This is a genomic window from Lysobacter sp. CA196 (assembly GCF_052078695.1).
In the GTDB taxonomy this organism is placed as follows: domain Bacteria; phylum Pseudomonadota; class Gammaproteobacteria; order Xanthomonadales; family Xanthomonadaceae; genus Lysobacter.
Genome location: NZ_JBQJIN010000004.1, coordinates 1 through 20,203, shown reverse-complemented (window position 1 = coordinate 20,203; position 20,203 = coordinate 1). Strand labels below are relative to the sequence as shown.

16 protein-coding genes are annotated in these 20,203 nt (G+C 68.5%); 5 read left to right on the top strand and 11 right to left on the bottom strand.

From position 1 onward, the window contains the following. Positions 1-41 precede the first annotated feature (41 nt). From ACTOWK_RS05240 to ACTOWK_RS05230, 3 genes are all read left to right on the top strand, one after another. A complete protein-coding gene (locus ACTOWK_RS05240) occupies positions 42-1,142 on the top strand; it encodes a hypothetical protein (protein ID WP_441329135.1) in 1,101 nt (366 codons plus the stop codon). A gap of 228 nt (positions 1,143-1,370) precedes the next feature. Further along, positions 1,371-2,393, top strand: a complete 1,023-nt coding sequence (locus ACTOWK_RS05235; RefSeq protein ID WP_441329134.1) for a hypothetical protein — start codon at positions 1,371-1,373, stop codon at positions 2,391-2,393. Continuing rightward, positions 2,390-2,866, top strand: coding sequence for a hypothetical protein (locus ACTOWK_RS05230; RefSeq protein ID WP_441329133.1), 477 nt, complete (start codon positions 2,390-2,392; stop codon positions 2,864-2,866). The genes ACTOWK_RS05235 and ACTOWK_RS05230 overlap by 4 nt, the downstream gene beginning before the upstream one ends. A gap of 203 nt (positions 2,867-3,069) precedes the next feature. On the opposite strand, the gene accC is transcribed toward ACTOWK_RS05230, so the two are convergent. The 6 genes from accC to cutA all read right to left on the bottom strand — a co-directional run bounded on the left by accC (position 3,070) and on the right by cutA (position 9,427). Then, positions 3,070-4,437: an acetyl-CoA carboxylase biotin carboxylase subunit gene (accC, locus tag ACTOWK_RS05225; protein WP_441329132.1), complete on the bottom strand. Its 1,368-nt coding sequence runs from the start codon at positions 4,435-4,437 to the stop codon at positions 3,070-3,072. Positions 4,438-4,589: 152 nt separating this feature from the next. Next, positions 4,590-5,072, bottom strand: a complete 483-nt coding sequence (accB, locus tag ACTOWK_RS05220) for an acetyl-CoA carboxylase biotin carboxyl carrier protein (RefSeq protein ID WP_441329131.1) — start codon at positions 5,070-5,072, stop codon at positions 4,590-4,592. Positions 5,073-5,136: 64 nt separating this feature from the next. Continuing rightward, positions 5,137-5,577 (bottom strand): type II 3-dehydroquinate dehydratase, encoded by a 441-nt coding sequence (aroQ, locus tag ACTOWK_RS05215; protein ID WP_441329130.1) that lies wholly within the window; start codon positions 5,575-5,577, stop codon positions 5,137-5,139. A 385-nt stretch (positions 5,578-5,962) separates the two neighbouring features. After that, positions 5,963-6,562 (bottom strand): TlpA family protein disulfide reductase, encoded by a 600-nt coding sequence (locus ACTOWK_RS05210; protein ID WP_441329129.1) that lies wholly within the window; start codon positions 6,560-6,562, stop codon positions 5,963-5,965. A 10-nt stretch (positions 6,563-6,572) separates the two neighbouring features. After that, positions 6,573-9,089 (bottom strand): protein-disulfide reductase DsbD, encoded by a 2,517-nt coding sequence (dsbD, locus tag ACTOWK_RS05205; protein ID WP_441329128.1) that lies wholly within the window; start codon positions 9,087-9,089, stop codon positions 6,573-6,575. Beyond that, positions 9,086-9,427 carry a divalent-cation tolerance protein CutA gene (gene cutA, locus ACTOWK_RS05200; RefSeq protein ID WP_408950964.1) on the bottom strand — a complete coding sequence of 114 codons (342 nt, stop codon included), beginning with the start codon at positions 9,425-9,427 and terminating at the stop codon, positions 9,086-9,088. Before cutA ends, dsbD begins: the two co-directional genes overlap by 4 nt. A gap of 255 nt (positions 9,428-9,682) precedes the next feature. Between cutA and ACTOWK_RS05195 the strand changes: the two genes are divergently transcribed. Continuing rightward, positions 9,683-11,071, top strand: a complete 1,389-nt coding sequence (locus ACTOWK_RS05195; RefSeq protein WP_441329352.1) for a virulence factor family protein — start codon at positions 9,683-9,685, stop codon at positions 11,069-11,071. On the opposite strand, the gene mprF is transcribed toward ACTOWK_RS05195, so the two are convergent. Both mprF and ACTOWK_RS05185 read right to left on the bottom strand, forming a co-directional pair. Further along, positions 11,014-13,677: a bifunctional lysylphosphatidylglycerol flippase/synthetase MprF gene (gene mprF, locus ACTOWK_RS05190; RefSeq protein WP_441329127.1), complete on the bottom strand. Its 2,664-nt coding sequence runs from the start codon at positions 13,675-13,677 to the stop codon at positions 11,014-11,016. The two genes, ACTOWK_RS05195 and mprF, sit on opposite strands and share 58 nt — an antisense overlap. Positions 13,678-14,048: 371 nt before the next feature. Beyond that, positions 14,049-14,975 carry a LysR family transcriptional regulator gene (locus ACTOWK_RS05185; protein WP_441329126.1) on the bottom strand — a complete coding sequence of 309 codons (927 nt, stop codon included), beginning with the start codon at positions 14,973-14,975 and terminating at the stop codon, positions 14,049-14,051. Between the two features lie 117 nt (positions 14,976-15,092). Between ACTOWK_RS05185 and ACTOWK_RS05180 the strand changes: the two genes are divergently transcribed. After that, positions 15,093-16,103, top strand: a complete 1,011-nt coding sequence (locus tag ACTOWK_RS05180; protein WP_441329125.1) for a zinc-dependent alcohol dehydrogenase family protein — start codon at positions 15,093-15,095, stop codon at positions 16,101-16,103. A 276-nt stretch (positions 16,104-16,379) separates the two neighbouring features. On the opposite strand, the gene ACTOWK_RS05175 is transcribed toward ACTOWK_RS05180, so the two are convergent. From ACTOWK_RS05175 to ACTOWK_RS05165, 3 genes are all read right to left on the bottom strand, one after another. Next, on the bottom strand, positions 16,380-18,203 hold the full coding sequence (locus tag ACTOWK_RS05175) for an endonuclease (RefSeq protein WP_441329351.1): 1,824 nt from the start codon (positions 18,201-18,203) through the stop codon (positions 16,380-16,382). 157 nt (positions 18,204-18,360) lie between these two features. Further along, positions 18,361-18,780, bottom strand: a complete 420-nt coding sequence (locus ACTOWK_RS05170) for a helix-turn-helix transcriptional regulator (RefSeq protein WP_441329124.1) — start codon at positions 18,778-18,780, stop codon at positions 18,361-18,363. A gap of 402 nt (positions 18,781-19,182) precedes the next feature. After that, the gene (locus ACTOWK_RS05165; protein WP_031370296.1) at positions 19,183-19,557 is read right to left on the bottom strand and encodes a cupin domain-containing protein; all 375 of its coding nucleotides are present in this window, start codon (positions 19,555-19,557) and stop codon (positions 19,183-19,185) included. Positions 19,558-20,203 lie beyond the last annotated feature (646 nt).

Genomic DNA, 20,203 nt, shown 5'->3' with positions numbered 1-20,203 from the left:
CGATCAGATAGCGTGCGGGCTCTTCTCAGGAGCTAGACGCCATGGAATCGCAGGTCATCCCCCATACCGCCGCCGCCGTCCCTACCGCCTCGCGGGCCTGGATCCTGCTCGGATCGTTGGCCCTGGGCGCCTGCGCCGCCGGCGACGGCACCACCCAAGGCGGCGCTAGCCGGGCCGGCGCTACCCAAGCGGACGCTGCCCGAGGCGGCACCACCCAGGTAGATGCCGCCCGAGTGAGCGCCAAGGGCCAGGTCGAGCAACTGCGGCTGGAGGCGGTGACCGAGCTGCCCCGCTATGTCGCACCCACCCCGGCGCAGGCCGACGACGGCAGCGTCCCCGACTGCGCCGAGGAAGCCAAGTCGAGCGAGGCGCGGGCCGCGGTCGCGGCCGGCTGGACCATCCGCGCCGACATGGCCTGGGGCAAGGATTACCGCGTGGTCGGGGTGGCGCCGCGCGCGACCCAGGTGGCCGGCTTCGGCTGCATGTTCCCGGCCGCGCGGGTGCTGTTTTTCCGCGAAGGCCGGGCGGTCGCGCAATTGCGCGACCTCAAGGCCGACGAAGAAAGTTTCGACAGCGGCGTACAAGGCGTGTTCGAGCACCGCACGGAAGCCGCCGACAAGGCCGGCAGCGAACTGCGTATCGGCGAGTGGCAGGTGGCGCGTGCACGCGTGCTCGCGACCGCCGCCGGGCTGGAACTCGTCGCGCTGCCCGAGCTGGACGCCTACTGCGGTGGCGGGGCGAAGGTGCCGCGGATCGAGGGCCTGAGCCTGCCGCAGGCGCGGGCGAAGTTGCTCGCCCAGGGCTGGCGCGGCGCGCAGCCGGACCGCGAGGACGGCGCCGAGAGTTTCCTCGGCGGCCTGATCGAGGCCGGCTATCCCGAGGTCGTCGATTGCGCCGGCACCGGTCAGGGCTATTGCAGCTTCGAATACGCCAACGAGGCCGGCGACGGCCTTGCCGTGACCACCGCCGGCGAACATGGCGAAGACGAGGGCAAGACCTACTGGCCCGCGGTCGTCGGCAGCGAGGTGACCTGCGCGGCGAAGGCCGTCGCGGCTCCTGCCAGCGCGGCTCCTACCAGTGCCGCCCCTGCCAGTGTCGCCCCTACCAGTGCGCCTTCTGGCGGCGCCGCTCCGGCCGGCTGAGACGCCGTCTCGCCGAAGTTGGAGATCCATCACGGTTCAGCGTCGCGCGGGCATCGGCGCGGCGCTTGACTTACTATCGGCATCTCAACGAAGCATGGTCTTGCCGAAGCCGGCCCTGATGGGACGGCAGGCGGGCCGTGTACCGCCCCTGCAGCGCCGGCCCCGGCCCGCGTCTGCGCGCCTGCGGTCCCGCACTAAGCAGCGTAGAGGCTCAGAGAAACGCTCTTGATGTCCGATGCCTATCCCTCCGGTTACAAGCCAGGCCCAGGCGGGACGCCGGCCGGTGTGCGGGTGTCCGGACGTTCGCTGATCGCGATCATGGGCCTGGCCTTGCTGGCTGCCGCCTTGGTCTATGCCGGCCGCCGCAACGACGGCGACCAGGCCGCGCCGGAGGTTGGCGCGCCGGTCCGGGTCACGGCCAAGCCGCAGCCGCGCGCGCGCGGCCAGGCCGATGCGCTGCGCGACGATTCGGTGCCGGTGGTCGAAACCAAGACCGCGCCGCGCGGCGCGATCGCGCCGTCGCCGCTGCGGGTGCAGTTCGAGCAGGCGCCGGACCTGTATTCGTACGCCCAGTCGATCCGTTCGCGCGCCGATGCCGGCGAGCCGGAGGCGATCTGGCTGTTGAGCCGGGTCTACGACTACTGCTCGAACTACGCCAACGCACCGGCCGACTACGGCAACGACACGCGCACGATCGAGAGCATGAAACTGCGCGGCGCCTCGACGATGACCGAGGCGCGCAACCGGGTCAGCTCGCGCTGCGCGCGCTTCGCGCCGAGCGACAACCTGAGTTACCAGATGATCTTCCTCAAGCGGGTCGAGGCCGCCCAATCGGGCAGCCTGCCGGCCGAGGCCTCGTTGCTGGCCGCCGGCAAGCCGCTGGAGAAGACCGAGGAGTACCGGCTCAACCTGGTCGATCGCGTGCAGCGCTCGAAGGACCCGGAAGCGTATTCGGCGTTGTCGCCCGGCATGGGCATCGCCGCCAACGGCCGGCGCTGGGGCGACATGCGCGTGGCCGGCACTCAATTCGCGGAACTGGCTTGGCAGTTGGCGGCATGCGAGCTCGGGCAGGATTGCACTCCCAAGGGTTCGTTGATGACGTCTTACTGCGCCAATGGCGGAATTTGCTCGCAAGACGCCAAACAGGATTTTGCGAGCTTCGTATACGACGCGGCGATCCCGCGTCAGGGGGCGGATGTGGTTGAAGAAATGGTCGATTCGCTGGTCGGCGAACAGAGGACGGTGCAATGAAACGCGAGCACTTCGTAAATACGGCCAAGATCGGTTTCTGGGCATTGCTGCTCAGCGCGTATTCGGTCGGCGCAGCCGGCGTGATGATCGACGTATTCGGCGAGGACTACAGCGACCTGGGACAGGTGGCGGTGACCTCGGTGGATTCGAAGACCGAATTGCGTTCGCTGAGCGCGGCCCAGATCGCGGCCGTCTATCGCGCCCAGAGCGGCGCGCCCTTCTCGACTCTGCCGCCCGGCAGCACCTTCAAGGTGGTCTGGCCGGACGGTTCGAGCGAGTACGTGATGGTGGTCAGTCCATCGACGAGCGGCGGCGTGCAGCCGATTCCGGGCACCCAGGTGCCGGGTTCGGGCAAGAAGGCGTCGGGCACCTCGGGCAAGGCGCCGAGCCTGCTGCCGGCTTCCTCGTCCGCGGAACTCACCGAAGCCGACGTGCAGGAGATGACGTCCTGGATCGAGCCGGTATTGCGGTGAAGCCGGGCGCAGCGCCTGCCACGGCCCGCCGGCCGTAGCGACGGCGTAAGCCGCGAGCACCGATGGCGTCGCGGCTTACGCCGCCGCTACGGCGCGTCCGTTCCGGCGAGCCGCCCGAAAGCAAACGGCCCGCGTCATCGACGCGGGCCGTTGTTTTTTTGTCGCGGGAGTTCGCAGCGGGCCAGGCGGCTGGCGCCGCCGGGTCAGACGATCGAGATCGTCTTTTCCTTCTGTTCCTTGAGCCGCTTTTCCAGGTAGTGGATGTTCATCCCGCCCTGCTGGAAGCCGGCGTCGGACAAGATCCGCTGCTGCAGCGGGATGTTGGTCTTGATGCCGTCGACGACCATCTCGCTGAGCGCCACGCGCATGCGCGCGATCGCGGTGTCGCGGTCGGGGCCGTGCACGATCAGCTTGCCGATCATCGAGTCGTAGTTCGGCGGCACGCGATAGCCTTCGTAGATGTGGCTGTCGACGCGCACGCCGGGGCCGCCGGGCGCGTGGAAGTGCTGGATCAGGCCCGGGCAGGGCATGAAGGTTTCCGGGTCCTCGGCGTTGATGCGGCACTCGATGGCGTGGCCTTCCAGGACGATGTCGCTCTGCTTGATCGACAGCTTGCGGCCGGCCGCGATCATCAACTGCTCGCGCACCAGGTCGATGCCGGTGACCAGCTCGGTGACCGGGTGCTCGACCTGGATGCGGGTGTTCATCTCGATGAAGTAGAAGCGGCCGTTCTCGTACAGGAACTCGAACGTGCCCGCGCCGCGATAGCCGATGCGGATGCAGGCCTCTACGCAGACCTTGCCGATCTCGGCGCGCTGTTCCGGGGTGATGCCGGGCGCCGGCGCTTCCTCGACGACCTTCTGGTGGCGGCGCTGCATCGAGCAATCGCGCTCGCCCAGGTGGATCGCGCTGCCCTGGCCGTCGGCGAGGACCTGGATCTCGACATGGCGCGGGTTCTCGAGGAACTTCTCCATGTAGACCATGTCGTTGCCGAACGCGGCCTTGGCCTCGGACTTGGTGGTCTGGATGGCGGCGTTGAGGTGGGCCTCGGTATGCACCACGCGCATGCCGCGACCGCCGCCGCCGCCGGCGGCCTTGACGATGATCGGATAGCCGATCTCGCGCGCGATCTTGATGTTGGCGGCGTTGTCGTCGCCGAGCGGACCGCCGCTGCCGGGCACGCAGGGCACGCCGGCGTCCTTCATCGCGCGGATCGCCTCGACCTTGTCGCCCATCAGGCGGATGGTCTCGGCGCGCGGGCCGATGAAGATGAAGCCGGACTGCTCGACGCGCTCGGCGAAGTCGGCGTTCTCGCTGAGAAAGCCGTAGCCCGGGTGGATCGCCTGGGCGTCGGTGACTTCGGCCGCGGCGATGATCGAGGCCATGTTGAGGTAGCTGTCCGACGACGGCGCCGGCCCGATGCAGACCGACTCGTCGGCCATGGCGACGTGCTTGAGATTGCGATCGACGGTGGAATGCACCGCGACCGTGCGGATGCCCAGCGCGTGGCAGGCGCGCAGGATGCGCAGCGCGATTTCGCCGCGATTGGCGATGACTACTTTATCGAGCATAGAGATTCCGGGACTCGGGACTCGGGACTGGGGACTCGTAAAGCCGGATCGCGAAGGGGGCCGGCGCTATCGCTTTGCCATCGACCGCCAAGGCGGTGCCGATGCGGCGATGCGGCCGAGTCCCGAGTCTCGAATCCCGAGTCCCGCGCATGTCAACCAATGACGAACAAAGGCTGATCGAACTCGATCGGCTGGCCGCTCTCGGCCATGACCTTGAGCACCGTGCCGGAAACGTCGGCTTCGATCGGGTTGAACATCTTCATCGCTTCGATGACGCCGAGGGTGTCGCCGGCCTTGACCGATTGGCCCACGGTGACGAACGGCGGCTTGTCCGGCGCCGGGGAGGCGTAGAAGGTGCCGACCATCGGCGCGCGCATGACGTGGCCGTCGGGCAGGTCGCTGCCGGGCTTGGCGCTGCCGCCGGTGGCCGCTTCGGTCGGCGAGTGCATCGGCATGGCCGGGGCCGGGCGCTGCTCGATGTAGGGCGCGGCCTGCATCTGCGGCGGTGCATAGGCATAGCCGCCCTTCGGGGTGCGGGCCAGGCGGACGGATTCTTCGCCTTCCTTGATCTCGATCTCGGCGAGGTTGGATTCCTCGAGCAGGTCGATCAGTTTCTTGATTTTGCGCAGGTCCATGGAGCGGGCCTCTGGTTGGATCGTCGTTGCGGTCCGCGCGAACGCGGCCCGGGCTGGGTGGGTATCAGGTCGCCAGTCGCTTGATGGCGGCGTCGAGCGCATAGCGGTAGCTGTCGGCGCCGAAGCCGCAGACCACGCCGACGGCGTGGTCGCTGAAATAGCTGTGGTGGCGGAACGGCTCGCGGGTGTGCGGGTTGGACAGGTGGATCTCGATGAACGGGATCGCCACCGCGGCCAGGGCGTCGCGGATGGCGACGCTGGTATGGGTGAAGGCGGCCGGATTGATCAGGATCATCGCCGTGCCGTCCGTGCGCGCCGCCTGGACCCGGTCGACCAGCACGTGCTCGGCGTTCGACTGCAGGCTGTCCAGGGCGTGCCCGGCGGCCTGGGCGTGGTCGCGCAGCCCGGCATCGATCTCGGCCAGGGTGGTGCGGCCGTAGACCTCCGGCTCGCGCGTGCCGAGCAGGTTGAGGTTGGGGCCGTGCAGGACCAGGAGCTTGGCCATTGGGACCGGACGGTTGCCTTCAAAGGGCGGCAGTTTGCGTGAAGGGCGGCCTGCTGTCCAGAAGTTGCCCGCCAAATCGGCGAAGTTGCCGCGATTTAAGCGGTTGTTTGAGTGGCGACTCTAGAATGCCGGCACGTTCGCCGGCGTCGCCGTATTTTCGTGACCGGTTCGGCGCATTTGCCGGCACGACCGCGATGAAGCGATGGTCCGTGGAGCCCATTCGAGCACGATCGGACCGGGCAAGCCGGTAACCCGTTGGCGGAATCGGCGCTTGCCCGGTCGCTCGCGGCTGGCGCGGCTACCCGACGATCGGCGGGTTTTCGCGGAGGTTGCCGCCGCGAGGTGGCGCGGGCATGACTGCTCGGGCTTCGGCCCCGGACCGGGCTCAGTCGACCCAGCCCTCGATCTCGCCGTCTTCGAACGGGCCGATGCGCTGCTTGACCAGCTTGCCGTCGGCGCCGATCAGCACCGTATACGGCAGCACGCCCTTGAGGTTGCCGAGGCGGACGCCGGCATCGCGCGGGCCGGGCGCGTCGAGCAGGATCGGGTAATCGACCGGCACCCGCTGCAGGAAGGCGGCGACGTCCTCGGCGTTGTCGAGGGCGATGCCGACCACTTGCGTGCCCTGGCCGCCCTGGGCCTTGGCGTAGCGGTTGAGCTCGGGCATTTCCTTGATGCAGGGCCCGCACCAGCTGGCCCACAGATTGATCATGATCGGCCGGCCGGCGTAGGCCTGCGGCAGCTGCGAAGGCCGGCCGTCGAGGCCGGGCAGGGTCAGCGCCGGCATGGCCTGGCCCGGGCTCGCCACGGCGAGGTCGGCCGGCGGCTTGGGCGCGCTGCGGGTCATGCGTTCCTGCAGGAAGCGTTGGCCGAGGTCGGTGCGCATGAGCCAGCCGCCTGAGCCGACCAGTTGCCCGGCGAACAGGCCCAGCGCGCCCGCGCCGAGCGCCAGGGCGACGATTTTGACGGTCGGGGAGATCGCCATCGCTGCGGCCTCAGCGCGTCGCGGCGCGTGCGCGCGCTGCGCGTTCGGCGAAGGCCGGCGCCTTCTCGAAGCCGAACAGGCGCAGTTCGCGGCGTTCGGCGCCGGCGACGAAGTACAGGGTGGCCGGCGGGCCGATGATTTCCAGCCGCTTCATCAACGCCTGGTCGATCTCGTCGTTCGCGGTCACGTCGACCTTGAGCAGGACGAAGCCCTTCAGCGCTGCGTGCACCTGCGGCTCGGGGAAGGTGTACTTCTCCATCTCCTTGCAGGCCACGCACCAGTCGGCATAGAAGTCGAGCATCAGCGGCTGGCCGGCGGCCTGCGCGGCGGCGATCTCGCGGTCGAGGTCGGCGCCGGACTTGATCTTGCGGAACGGCAGCTCGGTGCTTTGCGCGGCGTGGCCGCCGCGCAGGCCGGCGAGCGGCTGCAGCGGGTCGTCGCTGCCGGCGAGGGCGCCGACGACCTGCGCAGCGCCGGCCAGGCCCAGCAGCAGCGTCGCCAACCAGGCGAACACACGCACGCCCTGGCCGAGCGTCTTGCCGGCGGCCGACAGGGCGATCGTCACCGCGGCGCCGAGCAACAGCGCGCCCCACAGCGCCAGCGTCACCGGGCCGGGCAGGATGCGCGAGAGCATCCACACTGCCATGCCGATGAAGATCAGGCCGAATGCGCGCTGCACCGCGACCATCCACGGCCCGGTGGTCGGCAGGCCCTTGCCGGCGGCGACGCCGAACGCGATCAAGGGCGCGCCCATGCCCATGGCGAGCGCGAACAGCGCCGCGCCGCCGAACACCGGGTCGCGGGTCTGGCCGATGTAGAGCACGGCGGCGGCGAGCGGCGGCGCGACGCAGGGGCCGACGATCAGCGCCGACAAGGCGCCCATGCTGGCGACGCCGAGCCAAGAGCCGCTGCGCTGGCGATTGCTGGCCTCGCTGAGGCGGCTGCGCAGCGCGTGCGGCAACTGCAGTTCGTACAAGCCGAAGCTCGACAGCGACAGCACCACGAACAGCAGGGCGAACAGCACGATCACCCACGGCGTCTGGAAGGCGATCTGCAGATTGGCGCCGGCCAGGCCGGCGACGATGCCGGCGAGGGTGAACACCACCGCGCTCGCCAATACGTACACCAGAGACAGCGAGAACGCGCGGCGCGCGCTCAGGCCCGGGCCCTGGCCGACGATCAGGCCCGACAGGATCGGCACCATCGGCAACACGCAGGGCGTGAACGCGAGCAACAGGCCGAAGCCGAAGAAAGTCAGCAGCGCCCAGTAGCGGTTCGCGCCCTTGAGCGAAGCGGCCAGCAGGCTGTCTTCGGCCTGCGGCGCGGCCGCGTCCGAGGGATTCGTTGCGGGCGTCGGCGTGTCGTTGGCGGGTGCCAGGCCGGCCGCGCCGGTCGCGGGCGTTGCGTCGGTGGCCGCCGTGCCGCTGGCCGAGGCATCGGTCGCGATGTCCGCGGCGTCCGCCTGCGTCGATGCGTTGGCGCTGGCCGGCGATGCGCCGCTTGCATCGGCGGCGACGACCGTCGTGGCGCTGGCCGCCGGGTCGGCGACCGCACTCGCCAGCAAGGTGCCGCGCGGCAGGTCCAAGCTCACCTTGCGCGTCATCGGCGGATAACAGATGCCGTCGGTCTGGCAGCCCTGGAAATTCGCGGTCAGGGTCAGTTTGGCGGCGTCGGCGTGCTTGCGCAGCAGCGGCAGCGGCACGTCGATCTGGTCGAAGAACACGGTGACGTCGCCGAAATGCTCGTCGCGATGCGCGGTGCCGCGCGGCCACTGCGGTTTGCCGGCGGCGATCGCGGCCTGGTCGGTCTTCAGCGAGGTCTTGTCGCGATACAGGTAATAGCCGCGCGCCGGGGTGAAGCGCAGCAGCAGGGTGTTGCCGTCGCTGACGATGGCCTCGAAGCCGAAGGCCTGTTCCGGCGGCAACGGCAAGGCATCGGTGCCGGCGCTTGCCGCCGAGGGTGCGCCGAGCGGACTGCTGCCGCCGAGCAGCGGGTTGGCGCCGCCGCGCGGGCCGAACGAAACCAATGGCGCGGCTGCCGGTGCCGGGTCCATCGCAGCGGCGGGTGCGGCCAGGGCGACGTTGACGGTGCGGGTCTGCGGCGGATAACAGATGCCGGCGTCGGCGCAGCCCTGGTACTTGATGGTGAGCTTGGTACTGCCGGCCTTGGCTTGGCCGGGCAGGGTGGCGACGACGCGGTCGCGGTAAGTCTCGACGTCGCCGAAGAACTCGTCCTTGTAGGCCTTGCCCTTCGGCAGCTGCAGCGCCTGCGCGGCGAAGCCGGCGTCGCTCTTGACCGAGATGCGGTGCTTGTAGAGGTAGTAACCCGGCGCGACCTTCCACGACACCGCGACGCGATCCGCGCCACCGGCCTCGGCGGCGAGCACGAAGGCTTCGTCGACCGGCAGCAGGTCTTTTTCGTCGACCGCGAGCGCCGGCGCGGCGAACAGCGCGGCCAGGCAGGCGAAGGTGTAGGCGAGGGCGGTGCCGGCGCGCGGGCGCCGACCGGAAAGCAGGTCGTCAGTCATCGGTCTCGGGTCTGTTCGGCCACCCAGTGCAGATACGGGTCGAGGCCGTCGCGGACTTCGACCACCAATGCCTCCGGCAGTTCATACGGATGCAACTCGGCGATCCGCTGGAGCACGGCCGAGGCCAGGGCGGGGGTGGTCTTGATCAGCAACTGGACCTCGGTCGCGTGTTCGATGCGGCCTTGCCAGCGATAGGTCGAGCGCACGCCCGGCCAACGGCTCACGCAGGCGGCGAGCCGTTCCTCGACCAGGGCCAGCGCGATGGCGTCGGCCGTGGCTTCGTCGGGGCAGGTGCTGAGCACCAGCCTCGGCAGCGGGGTGGAGTCGGTGAGGGACATCCGGGCAAGTGTAAGGCCGCGGCCGGGGCTGGCCTAACCCGATCAGGCCGGATCGGGGCCGGGGGGCCGGAACTCCGCCGGCGTCACGGAAACAGCGGAACCGCGGTGCCCCCCCTTTGAAAAAGGGGGGCAGGGGGGATTTGCCCTTCGGCCAATTCGCCAGTCCATCCAAACCCCGATGGTATAAGCCCATGCATCCAGGAGATGCAGCGCGTGCCCTTAACGATTCGTGCCCGATGGGCCTTGTTCCTGTTGCTGATCGCGGCGCCGTATGGCGCGGCGGAGGCGGCGCAAACGGCAACGGCGGCCGCGCCTGCGCTCGCGCGCAGCGTGTCGCACGGCCGCTTTCAGAACATTCCGGTGCGCCTGCCCGTCGATGAGGCGCGCCGCTTCGTGCTCTGGTTCGCCGACGGTCTCGGCGCGGCGCAACGCAGGACGCGTATCGACGCCTTGGTCGCCGACGGCGCGATGGTCGCGACCGTCGACGTTGCCGCGCTCGAACGCGACCTGCGCAAGGACGGCGGTGCCTGCGCGTTCTCCTCCGGCGACGTCGAGAATTTCTCGCGCTTCGTACAGGCCTATTACCGCTTGCCGACGTATCGCCTGCCCTTGTTGCTCGGCGACGGCGAGGGCGCCGCCTTGGCCTATGCGATCGCCGCGCAGGGGGATGCGAGCCTGTTCGCAGGTGCGGTCGCGGTCGATTTCTGCCCGCGCCTGGCCCTGCCGCGCGCCCTGTGCCCGTCCGGCGCCCTGAAACTGGTGCCGGCTCGCGGCGCAGGCTCGGCGCAATTGCAGCCGTCGGCGCTGTCCGTGCCCTGGCTGGTCGCTGCCGCGCGCAAGGATGGCCACGAGGCGCAATGCCCGAAGGCGGCCAGCGATGCCTTCGTCGCCGCGATTCCCCAGGCGCGCCGTTTCGCCCGCGACGCGCGCGGCGATGCCACACCGGGCCTGCGCGCGGCCTTGATCAGCCTGGGTGCGCAAGGCCATGTCAGCGCACCGTTGCCGCCGGCCGATCTGAAGGGCTTGCCGTTGACAGAGATCGCTGCAGGCAGCGGCGGCCACCGCGACAGCTTCGCGATCTTCGTGTCCGGCGACGGCGGCTGGGCCGGTTTCGACCAGAGCGTGGCCGAACGCCTGGCGAAAGCCGGGATACCGGTGGTCGGCATCGACTCGCTGCGTTATTTCTGGAGCCCGCGCACGCCGCAGGGCTTCGCCGCCGACCTCGATCGCATCGTCCGCTACTACCGCGGCCAGTGGCGACGCCCGCGTGTGTTGTTGATCGGTTTCTCGCAGGGCGCCGATGTGTTGCCAGCGGCTTACAACCGCTTGCCCTCGCCGACCCGCGAGGCGATCGCCCTGACCGCCTTGATTTCGGTCGGCGAGAAAGCCGAGTACGAGTTCCATCTCAGCAACTGGATCGGCAGCAGCGACCGCGGCCTGCCGATCGCGCCGGAGATCGCGCGCATGCCGGCGGCGCGGACTTTATGTTTGTACGGCGCCGACGACGGCGACGCGCTGTGTCCGAAGTTGCCGGCTGGCGCCGCACGCGCCGAGAAACTGCCGGGCGATCATCACCTCGACGGCGATTACGATGGCGTCGCCGCGCGGGTGTTGTCGGCCGCGGGTATCGCGCCGGGCGCCTGAGGCTCGGGCGCGCCGGTCGGGAAACGCGCGATGCGATGTTCGGCATCGTCGTGGCGGCGCGGATCGAGCGAGATCAAACGAGTGACGTCGATCAAGGCCGCCGGCAGATGCATGCCGCCCGGCGCGGCGAGATAGCGCGTGCGCCAGACCGGGTCGTACTTGGCCTTGAAGCGGCGCAGGCCGACGAAACCGTAGAAGCGTTCGCCATGGCGCGCGACCAGGTTGGCGAAGCGGTTCCAGCGCCCGGCCAGGCGATGCTGGGACAAGCCCGACAAGGGCGCCATGCCGAGCGAGAAACGTTCAAAGCCGTGTTCGCGGCCCCAGCCCAGCAACTCGGCGAACAGAAAATCCATCGTGCCCTTCGGCGCGGCCTCGCTGTGGCGCATCAGGTCGACCGACAGCTCGCGGCCGTTGCTGGCGTTCCACAAATTGGCGAAGGCGACGATGCGGCCCTCCTGCTCGACCAGGGCGACCGGCAGACGCTGGAGATAATCGGCATCGAAGTGGCCGAGCGAGAAGCCTTTCTCTTCGCCGGATTTGTGTTCCAGCCAATCCTCGGAAATTTCCGCGAGTACCGGCAGCAAGGCCGCGACCTCGTCGGCCGGGGCGATGCGGAAACTCAGCCCGGCGCGCTTGCCGCGGTTCCAGGCCTGGCGCAGCTCGGCGCGGGTCGAGCCTTGCAGGCTGAAATCGCTCAGCGGCACCAGCGCTTCTTCGCCGAGCTTGACCAGGGTCAGGCCGAGGTCGAGATAAGTCTGCCAGTGCTGTTCGCCGACCTGGTAGAACACCGGCCGCATGCCGAGCCGGTCGGCTTCTTCGCGGAAACGCCAGATCAAGGCGCGCGCCACCTCGGGCGGCCCAACCGGGTCGCCCATCGCAATCAGCGACCCGCCGTAGCGTTGCATCATCGCGAAGCCGCGTTGTTGCGGATCGAGCAGCAAGGCTTTATCGCCGATCAAGGCGAGATGAGCCTGGCTGTCGTCGGCCTGGGCGAGGATCGGCCGGATCGCCGCGAGTTCGGCATCGCCCGCCGCCGGCAGCGGCGCGCGCGCCGCGTGCAGCAAGCGCGCCAGGCCGAAGGCGATCACGGTGATGCTGACCAGCAGCATCGCGCGCAAGGCGCGCGGCGCGTTGCTCGACACCAGGAATTCCCACCACAGCTCGTTGCGGTATTCGACATGGCTGTAGGCGAAGAACAGCAGCCAGACCGCGGCGATCAGCACCAGGCCGAGATTGCGCAGCCAGCGCCACGACCAGGCTTCGTCGAGCAGCGCGCCTTCGCGATAGAACTCGCGCCGCGCCGCCCACAAGGCCAACGCGACCAACGGCGGTGCCAGGGCGAGACTGAGGTGGCCGCCGCGCAGCCAGGTCGGCAGGGGCAACACGACGCACACGGCCAGGGCCAGCGCCCACGCGGTATGGCTGCGGCGTTGCAGGCCCTGGCCGATCAACAGCAGGCCGACGCCGCCGAGGCTGGCGAGCAATTGCGAGGTCTCGATCAAGGGCAGCGGTGCGCCGACCAGACGATGACGCGGTTTTGGCAGGGTGCCGTCGAGGATCAGCGCGGCGCCGAGCACGAAGGCGGCGAGCGCGATCACGTGCGGCAGCCAGGGGCGTATCGCGAGCCAGGCGGTGCGCAGGGCGCCGGCGCGCGCCGCGACCGGCCCACGCACGGCGCCGACCATGCCGATCACCGTCGCCAAGGCCAGCGGCAGGGCGTAGTAGGTGATCCGATACGCCAACGCCGCGGCCAGCAGGCTCGCCGGTGCCACCCCCGGCAGCAGCTTGAGCAGGCTCCACTCGAACACGCCGATGCCGGCCGGCACGCTCGACAGCAGGCCGGCGACCACGGCGACCAGATACAGGCCGACGAAACCGATGAAGTCGGTGCCGGCGATCGGCGCGAGCAGGACATACAGCGCGCTGCCGGCCAGGGCCAGTTCGACCACACTCAATGCGGTCACTTCGAGCACGGTGCGGCGATCGGGCAGCCACAGGGCATGGCCGCGCCAGCGCAGGGTGCGGCCGTCGCGCCCGACCGCGAACCACAGACCGACGAAAGCGAGCGCGATCGCCGCGCCGATGGCGCGGATGGCCGGCTCGCCGAGCGGCAGCAACAACGCCGCCGGTGCCGGTTCGAACAACAGCGCGCAGGCCAGCAACACCCAGGCGCCGAACACGAAGCCGAGCGTGCTCATCAACACCACTTGGCCGATATCGGCGAGCGACAGACCGGCGGCGCCGTAGCCGCGCAAACGCACCGCGCCGCCGGTCAACGCGGCGAAACCGAGGGTGTGCCCGACCGCATTGGCGAGGAAGGCGGTGACGACCAGGCGCAGCGGTTTGACCTTGCTCGCATTGCGGCGCAGGCCGATGGCGTCGAAACCGACCAGACAGGCATAGCTGGCCAGGCCGAGCAGAAAGGCCAGGACGATGCGGCGGTCTTCCAATTGCGCGAAGGCGTGCCGGATCGATCGATAGCCCTGCTCGCTGAATTCCCCGGCGAGCGCATGCAGCGCCAGGGCGAGGATCGCCAGGCTGGCCAGCATCGACAGCGCGCGGCGCCAGGAGTGGGATGTCGTTGCGGCGGGAGTCGGCGGGGTCATCGGCGGGCCGTGGGGGCGACGAACAAGCTTTCAGCAAAGGGCGCGAAAGCGGAATGAGGGACCGGGCTTGGAGTGGGGCGGGGGCGGTTGGTTCCTGGTTTGAGGGCAGGAGCAAATCCCCCCTGCCCCCCTTTTTCAAAGGGGGGAATCCTTCGGGTAGACGTTTGGTGCTGGAGGTTTCGTGCTCCTGCTCTTGCACCTGCTCGTGCTCTAGCGACAAGTTGGAGTCGACAAAGCGACATCGACATAAGCGCGATCGACCATCGCCCCCTTTGACAAAGGGGGCGAGCGCTCAGCGCAGATTCGATGCCGATGCAAAACCCCAGCGCGGGGGATTTGCTCTTGCTCGAAGCACCCACACCACTGGCCTATCACTCCCGCCCTGCAATCACCCGATCCCACACCGCCGGCTCGCCGATCGTGGCTTCGACGAAGTCGATGAAGGCCTCGACCTTGCGCGGCCGGTAGTCGCGGCCCGGGTACACCGCGTAGATGCCGATCGGCAGCAGGCTCCAGTCCGGCATCACTTCGACCAGGCGCCCGCTCGCCAACTCCTCGGCGACGGCGAAGGTCGCGGTCTGCAGGATCCCGCGGCCGTGCACGGCCGCGTCGACCAATGGCACGCCGTAGTTCGCTTTCAAGCGGCCCCGCACCGGTACGCGCAGCGGTTCGCGGTCGCGGTGGAATTCCCAGGTCGGGGTGTCGCGGAACAAGGTGTAGTGCAGGCAGTCGTGCTCGATCAGCTCGCCCGGCGTGCGCGGTGCGCCGCGCCGTGCGAGGTAATCGGGCGAGGCCACCAGGATTCGCCGCGTCTGCGCGATGCGGCGTGCGACCAGGCGCGAATCGTCGAGCGCGCCGATGCGGATCGCCGCGTCGAAGCCGGCGCCGATCAGGTCGACGAAGCGGTCGTCGAACTGCAGGTCCAGGTCGATGCCGGGCCAGCGCTGCAGGAAGGCCTCGACGTGCGGCATCACGTACAAACGGCCGAAATTCATCGGCAGGGACACCCGCAGTTCGCCGCGCGGTTGCGCCGACAAGTCGTGTACGCGTTCGCCGGCGGCGAGGATCTGCGCCAGCGCCGGCGCGACTTCGGCGTAATAGTGGCGTCCGGACTCGGTCAGGCTCAGCCGCCGGGTCGAACGGTTGAGCAGCTTGGCGCCGAGCCGGGCCTCCAGGGTGTTGAGGCGGCGAGTGATCGCGCCCGGAGTGACCTGTAGCTGCTTCGCCGCGGCGGTGAAGCTGCCGTGCTGGAGGATGGCCTCGAAGGCCTCGAGTTCGGAATAGAGCCCGCCGATCATTGTTGAGACATCCTCAATGATGAGTTGCCATCGAGATCCTATATCAGCGAGCGACTCAACAATAGCCTGGGCATCCCCCCACCCGGCCGGTCCGCGGACCGCCAGCGGAGCACCACGATGGATGCCTACCAACTCCAGGGCCACAGCCTCGACAGCCTGCGCCGTGTCGAACTGACCGAACCCCAGCCCGGCCCCGGCCAGGTCCGGATCCGGGTCGCCGCGGCCTCGGTCAATTACCGCGATTACGCCCTCGCCACCGGCCGCTATCAGCCGGAACTGCCGCGGCCGTTCGTGCCGTTGTCCGACGGGGTCGGCCGCATCGATACGGTCGGCGACGGCGTCGAGGGTTACGCGCCCGGCGATCGCGTGCTCGGCCACTACACCACCGGCTGGATCGACGGGCCGTTCAAGTCGGCGAACCACCTCAGCAAACTCGGCGGCCCGCTCGACGGTTGGCTGGCGCGCCAGATCGTATTGCCGGCGAGCGCGATCCTGCCCGCGCCGGACTTCCTCAGCGACGAGGCGGCCTCGACCCTGCCGGTGTCCGGCCTCACCGCCTGGAGCGCGCTGCAGCGCATGGACCTGGGGCCCGGCGCCAAGGTGCTCGTGCAAGGCACCGGCAGCGTGTCCTTGATGGCGTTGCAACTCGCGGTCGCGCGCGGTTTCGAGGTGATCGCGACCACCGGCGACGCCGCCAAGGCCGAGCGCCTGCGCGCGCTCGGTGCGCACGCGGTGATCGATTATCGGCAGCGCGCCGATTTGGCCGCGGCGGTGCGCGAGCTCACCGACGGTCGCGGCGTCGACGGCATCGTCGATGTGGTCGGCGGCCCGCAGTTCCTGGAACTGTTGCAGGCCGCCGCCGACAACGCCCACATCGCGGTGATCGGCTTCCTGCACGGCATGCAGGTCGAGGGCAATCTGATCGGGCCGATCATGGCGCGCCAGCTCAACATCCACGGCATCAGCGTCGGCAGCCTGCGCGATTTCGAGGCCTTTCTGGCCGATGTCGAACGCCATCGCATCGAGCCGGTGGTCGGCGCGCGCTACGGTTTCGACGACGGCGCCGCAGCGATCGCTTCGATGGCCGGCGCGCGCGAGATCGGCAAGCCGGTGGTGGTGTTCGATTGAGCGCGGGTGCTATCGCCGGGTTTCATCCGGAGGATGTCGCCAGGTCTCTACGACCCGGCCAGGGCGCTCCGTGCCCACCGGACTTTCATGCGAGGACGCTTGAGGTCTCTATATCCCCTGCGCGGGGATGACGCCAGATGGGTTACGACCCATACGGCCATACGATCGATACGGGGCAATACAGGCAAGCGTTCTGCCAGGCACGGCGATTTCTGTGCCCCCAAAAAAACGAACGCCCGCAGCTGCGGGCGTTCGTTGTTGCGTGTTGTTTCGCGATCAGGGAATCGGCTGGCAGCTCGCCGGCTTGGCCGAGTTGAACAGCGAGGCGGTCGCCCACTCCGGGTGATCGATGAAGGGGTTGCGGTTGCCCTGGAAGCTGAAGATCACTTCGTTGCGCGCCAGCTCGGCGGCATCCGGCGGATCGGCCTGGTGCCAGGACAACAGCGTGGTCAGCAGGCCCATGTAGGCCGGCGAGGACGAGGTGATGACGATCTTGCTGCGGTCGTCGGTCAACTCCAGGTCCGGTTCGCTCTGGCCGTTGTTCGGGTCGGTGCCGCCTTCGTAGCGGATCGCCATGTACAACACCGCGCGTGCCATGTCGCCCTTGCGCTTGCCCCAGACCTGGAACGAACCGGCGTTGCCGTCGGGCGTCTTGAACCAGTTCGAGTTGCCCGGGTACACACCGCTGCCGCCGCCGTTGCCGTTGTTGACCTCGGTGACGCGCTCGCCGCAGCCGCTCGACAGCGAGCAGTCGGCGAAGGGCTTGTTGCCGCGGTCGGCGTTATAGCCGGCATCGGTCAGGTACAGCATGTGGGTATCGGTGTAGGGCGCATACGGCAGACCGAGGTTGCCGGTGGCCGAGCCGAAGCCGAGCGAGTTCGGCCAGGTGTGTTCGCGGTTGTACTTCACCCCGGTGCCGCTGCCCGCACGGTCGGTGACCTTGACGAAGCTGCGGTTCTTGTAGGCGTCGAGGATGCGGCCGGCGTTGTTGGGATCTTCGTCGGCGATTTCCAGGATCGACCAGGTGTTGGTGGTGCCGCCGCTGTACGGATAGACCGTGTGGCCCTTGATGGTTTCGTGCAACGAGCAACGCAGCTGGCTGGCGCTGCTGGTGTTGACGTGGGCGTAGTAGCCGGTGCCGCCACCGCCGCCGCTGGCGACGCTGAAGTTGGCGACCGTATTGGCGGCCGGATGCGCGCCGCCGGCGTCGCTGACCTGGCTGGCCACGACGGTGAAGGTGCAGCTTTCGCCGGCGTGCAGGGCGGTGCCGGTGGAGGCGGTGATGGCGGTGCCGCTGGACGGATAGGTCAGGGCGACCGTGCCCGAGGTCGCGCACTGCAGAGTCAGCGCGCCGCTGGCCAGGGTCACCGCTTCGCTGAAGTTCGCGACCAGGTCGCCGGCGGCCGGGAAGTTGCTCGCGCCGTTGCTCGGTGTGGTCGAAGTCACGCTCGGCGGCGTGTTCGGTGTCGAGGTGGTGAAGCTCTGGCCGTTGTTGCAGGCGCCGAAGGTCTGGGTCGCCGAGTTCTGCCAGGCGAACTGCGAGTAGGCGCTGCCGCTGCCCGACAGTTGTAGCGAGGTGCCGGCCGCGGTCGAGCCGGACTCCGACACCGGCAGGTTGGTGCTGGTGCGGCCCGAGGCGGGGCCGCCGCTGGCGGTGATCTGGCCTTCGTAGCTCAGGAACTGGATCACGTTGCCGCTGCCGTCGACCAGCGCGAAGCCGTCGTTGGAGCCGTTCTGGATGCCGTTGGTCGGGTAGCTCAGGGTCGCGATGCGCACGCTGCCGCCGCAGGTGACGACACTGCCGGCCGGTACGAGGTCGTTGTCGTAGGTCACCGCCGACGAAGGCGAGCTGCCGTTGTACAGATAGACGCGGTAGTTGCTCAGCGTTTCGCCGGCGGTCGCGACGATCTCGATGCGCTCGCCGACGTCGCCGGCGGAAGTCGCATCGTCGTAATGGAATTCGTTGATGAAGACGGCGGCGGAAGCCAGCGAGGGCAACAGCGCGCAAATCGCCAGGGCCAGGCGCGCGGCCTGGCGCGCAGGGGCGGGGCGTGCGGGGTGTGAACAGTGCAGGGCGGTGGATCGGCCACGAACGGACATCGGCATCGAACGGCTCCTTATGTATTGACGACGCGTGCGTGCGGAACGACGCGGTCGATGCACCCTCCCCGGGCGCATACGGTCGAGTCTAGTCGGGGTTTATGACATCGCCCGCTGCCCTGCGTCACGGTTCGCGCCCGTACTTGCGACGGCTTTCTCAGCTTGCGCTGCGCTTGCCGCCGCCGGCGACCGGACGCACCGGGCGGCCGGTGCGCAGTTCGGCCATTTGCTCGACGACCTCGACCAGCGGCGCCTTGGCGCGCGTGGGCGCCTCTCGGAAGGCCTGGATCAGGCGCAGCTCCAGCGGGTCGTCGATCAACAAGGCCTCGGCGGCGGCGACCGAGTCCATCGCCGTGTCCAGCGACAGGCTCATCTTGCCGCGCCCGGTCGCCAGCCATTCGAACTGCACCCCGGTCACCAGGGCCAGTTCGCGCAGATGGGCGACGCTCGGGAATTTGCTTTGCGCCGACTCCCAGTGACCGACCGCGCTGCGTTGCACCCCGACCGCGGCCCCGAGCGCGGCTTGCGAGAGTCCGGCGTGTCGGCGGGCGAGGCGGATGCGCTGTTGCGGCGTCATGTGACAGTTCCTGACAGGTTTGCGGCCGAGATCGCACGTTCAGCTACCAATAGTCACCAGGTGAACGATAGACGCCCCAGCCCGTGCGTTTGTGCTGTCGTCCTGTATCGACAGGTCTATTTATTACAACGACTTAGGCCGATTTACAATCACGAGCGCTACCGAAAGTAGCGTAATTTCCGGTCGCGCTCCCTAGCAACCGTAGCGTGGACTTTGGATTATGGCCGCACGCCGATAAGGACTTCGGAAAGACAAGAGGTCGGTTCGGGGGGAGGGCGCCGGATAGCGCCATGCAGAGGACAGGCCATCTCCGCACCAAAGAGCGCGTTCCACGGGACGCGCTCTTTTCTTTTGTGCGGAAGGCGGGCGCTTGAGCGCGATCCATCCCGGCCCGATGCCGGCTCAGCCCAGCGGACGCAATTGCTCGTCGAGCGAACGGGTCTTGTCGGTGACCACGTCGCCGGTGTGCAGGGTGGTCTTGCGCTCGATCAGCATCAGATGGCATTCCTCGTCGGCGATCGGGTTGTGGCGCACGCCCTTGGGCACGACGAACATCTCGCCCTCGCCGAGCTCGACCTTGCGGTCTTCCATCTCGATCACCAGTCGGCCCTTGAGCACGAGGAACAGCTCGTCCTCGTCGGCGTGGCTGTGCCAGGCCAGTTGCCCCTGCACGCGGGCGACCTTGATGTAGGCGTCGTCGACTTCGGCGACCACCCGCGGCGACCAGAACTCGGTCAGCGACGCCGCGATCTGTTTCGGTGAGGTCACGGATGACATGCGGCGGTCCTGGCGATGGCGGGGATGGCTGCAGTCTAGTGCGCGGCGTAGTACGGCGCGCGGCAGGGAAGTCATGGCTTCGAGGCGCGCGGGCAATGCCGGTGGGCGGCGACAGATGGATCACGGTCGCGGCTCGCGTCGCCTTACCCAAGCGCCGCGACGATCGTTGCCGTTGCCGTGATTCTGATTTGCTTTGCTTTGCTGCTTTGCCGGTCAAGAGAAGACCCGTAGGGCGGCCCGCAGGGATGCGGGCCGTGCGCAAGCAGGCCATGGATGGCCTGTCTGGAGCATCCCTGCGTATGCATCGCTCGTGCGGGCTTGTGCCCTTGCAAGGAGAGCCCTTTTCTTTGGTTAGCTTTCTTTTGGGCTTAGCAAAAGAAAGTAACCCGGCCGCGTCAGCGGGCGGAAGCTTTGCACTTGCTTGATGCTTTTTGAGAAACCAAGATCAAACGCCAAAAGCTTCCGCCACTGAAGCGGCGGGTTACTTTCTTTTGTCAAAAGCAACAAAAGAAAGGTAACGGCGGAGTCAACATCCAAGTGCATCACCCCACCGCAAGCACGTCCTCAATAGAGAAGTTCACCGGCCGCCTGTAAAGCTTCTCCAGAAACACCTCCGCCGGCATACGGATGTCCAGGCTTACCCGCG

What these genes read in the sequence shown, in the direction of transcription:
- ACTOWK_RS05175 (WP_441329351.1), bottom strand. Translation starts at nt 18,203, where the DNA reads ATGTCCGTTCGTGGCCGATCCACCGCCCTGCACTGTTCACACCCCGCA.
- ACTOWK_RS05230 (WP_441329133.1), top strand. Translation starts at nt 2,390, where the DNA reads ATGAAACGCGAGCACTTCGTAAATACGGCCAAGATCGGTTTCTGGGCA.
- accB (WP_441329131.1), bottom strand. Translation starts at nt 5,072, where the DNA reads ATGGACCTGCGCAAAATCAAGAAACTGATCGACCTGCTCGAGGAATCC.
- ACTOWK_RS05235 (WP_441329134.1), top strand. Translation starts at nt 1,371, where the DNA reads ATGTCCGATGCCTATCCCTCCGGTTACAAGCCAGGCCCAGGCGGGACG.
- ACTOWK_RS05210 (WP_441329129.1), bottom strand. Translation starts at nt 6,562, where the DNA reads ATGGCGATCTCCCCGACCGTCAAAATCGTCGCCCTGGCGCTCGGCGCG.
- ACTOWK_RS05170 (WP_441329124.1), bottom strand. Translation starts at nt 18,780, where the DNA reads ATGACGCCGCAACAGCGCATCCGCCTCGCCCGCCGACACGCCGGACTC.
- mprF (WP_441329127.1), bottom strand. Translation starts at nt 13,677, where the DNA reads ATGACCCCGCCGACTCCCGCCGCAACGACATCCCACTCCTGGCGCCGC.
- ACTOWK_RS05165 (WP_031370296.1), bottom strand. Translation starts at nt 19,557, where the DNA reads ATGTCATCCGTGACCTCACCGAAACAGATCGCGGCGTCGCTGACCGAG.
- ACTOWK_RS05185 (WP_441329126.1), bottom strand. Translation starts at nt 14,975, where the DNA reads ATGATCGGCGGGCTCTATTCCGAACTCGAGGCCTTCGAGGCCATCCTC.
- dsbD (WP_441329128.1), bottom strand. Translation starts at nt 9,089, where the DNA reads ATGACTGACGACCTGCTTTCCGGTCGGCGCCCGCGCGCCGGCACCGCC.
- cutA (WP_408950964.1), bottom strand. Translation starts at nt 9,427, where the DNA reads ATGTCCCTCACCGACTCCACCCCGCTGCCGAGGCTGGTGCTCAGCACC.
- ACTOWK_RS05240 (WP_441329135.1), top strand. Translation starts at nt 42, where the DNA reads ATGGAATCGCAGGTCATCCCCCATACCGCCGCCGCCGTCCCTACCGCC.
- ACTOWK_RS05180 (WP_441329125.1), top strand. Translation starts at nt 15,093, where the DNA reads ATGGATGCCTACCAACTCCAGGGCCACAGCCTCGACAGCCTGCGCCGT.
- accC (WP_441329132.1), bottom strand. Translation starts at nt 4,437, where the DNA reads ATGCTCGATAAAGTAGTCATCGCCAATCGCGGCGAAATCGCGCTGCGC.
- aroQ (WP_441329130.1), bottom strand. Translation starts at nt 5,577, where the DNA reads ATGGCCAAGCTCCTGGTCCTGCACGGCCCCAACCTCAACCTGCTCGGC.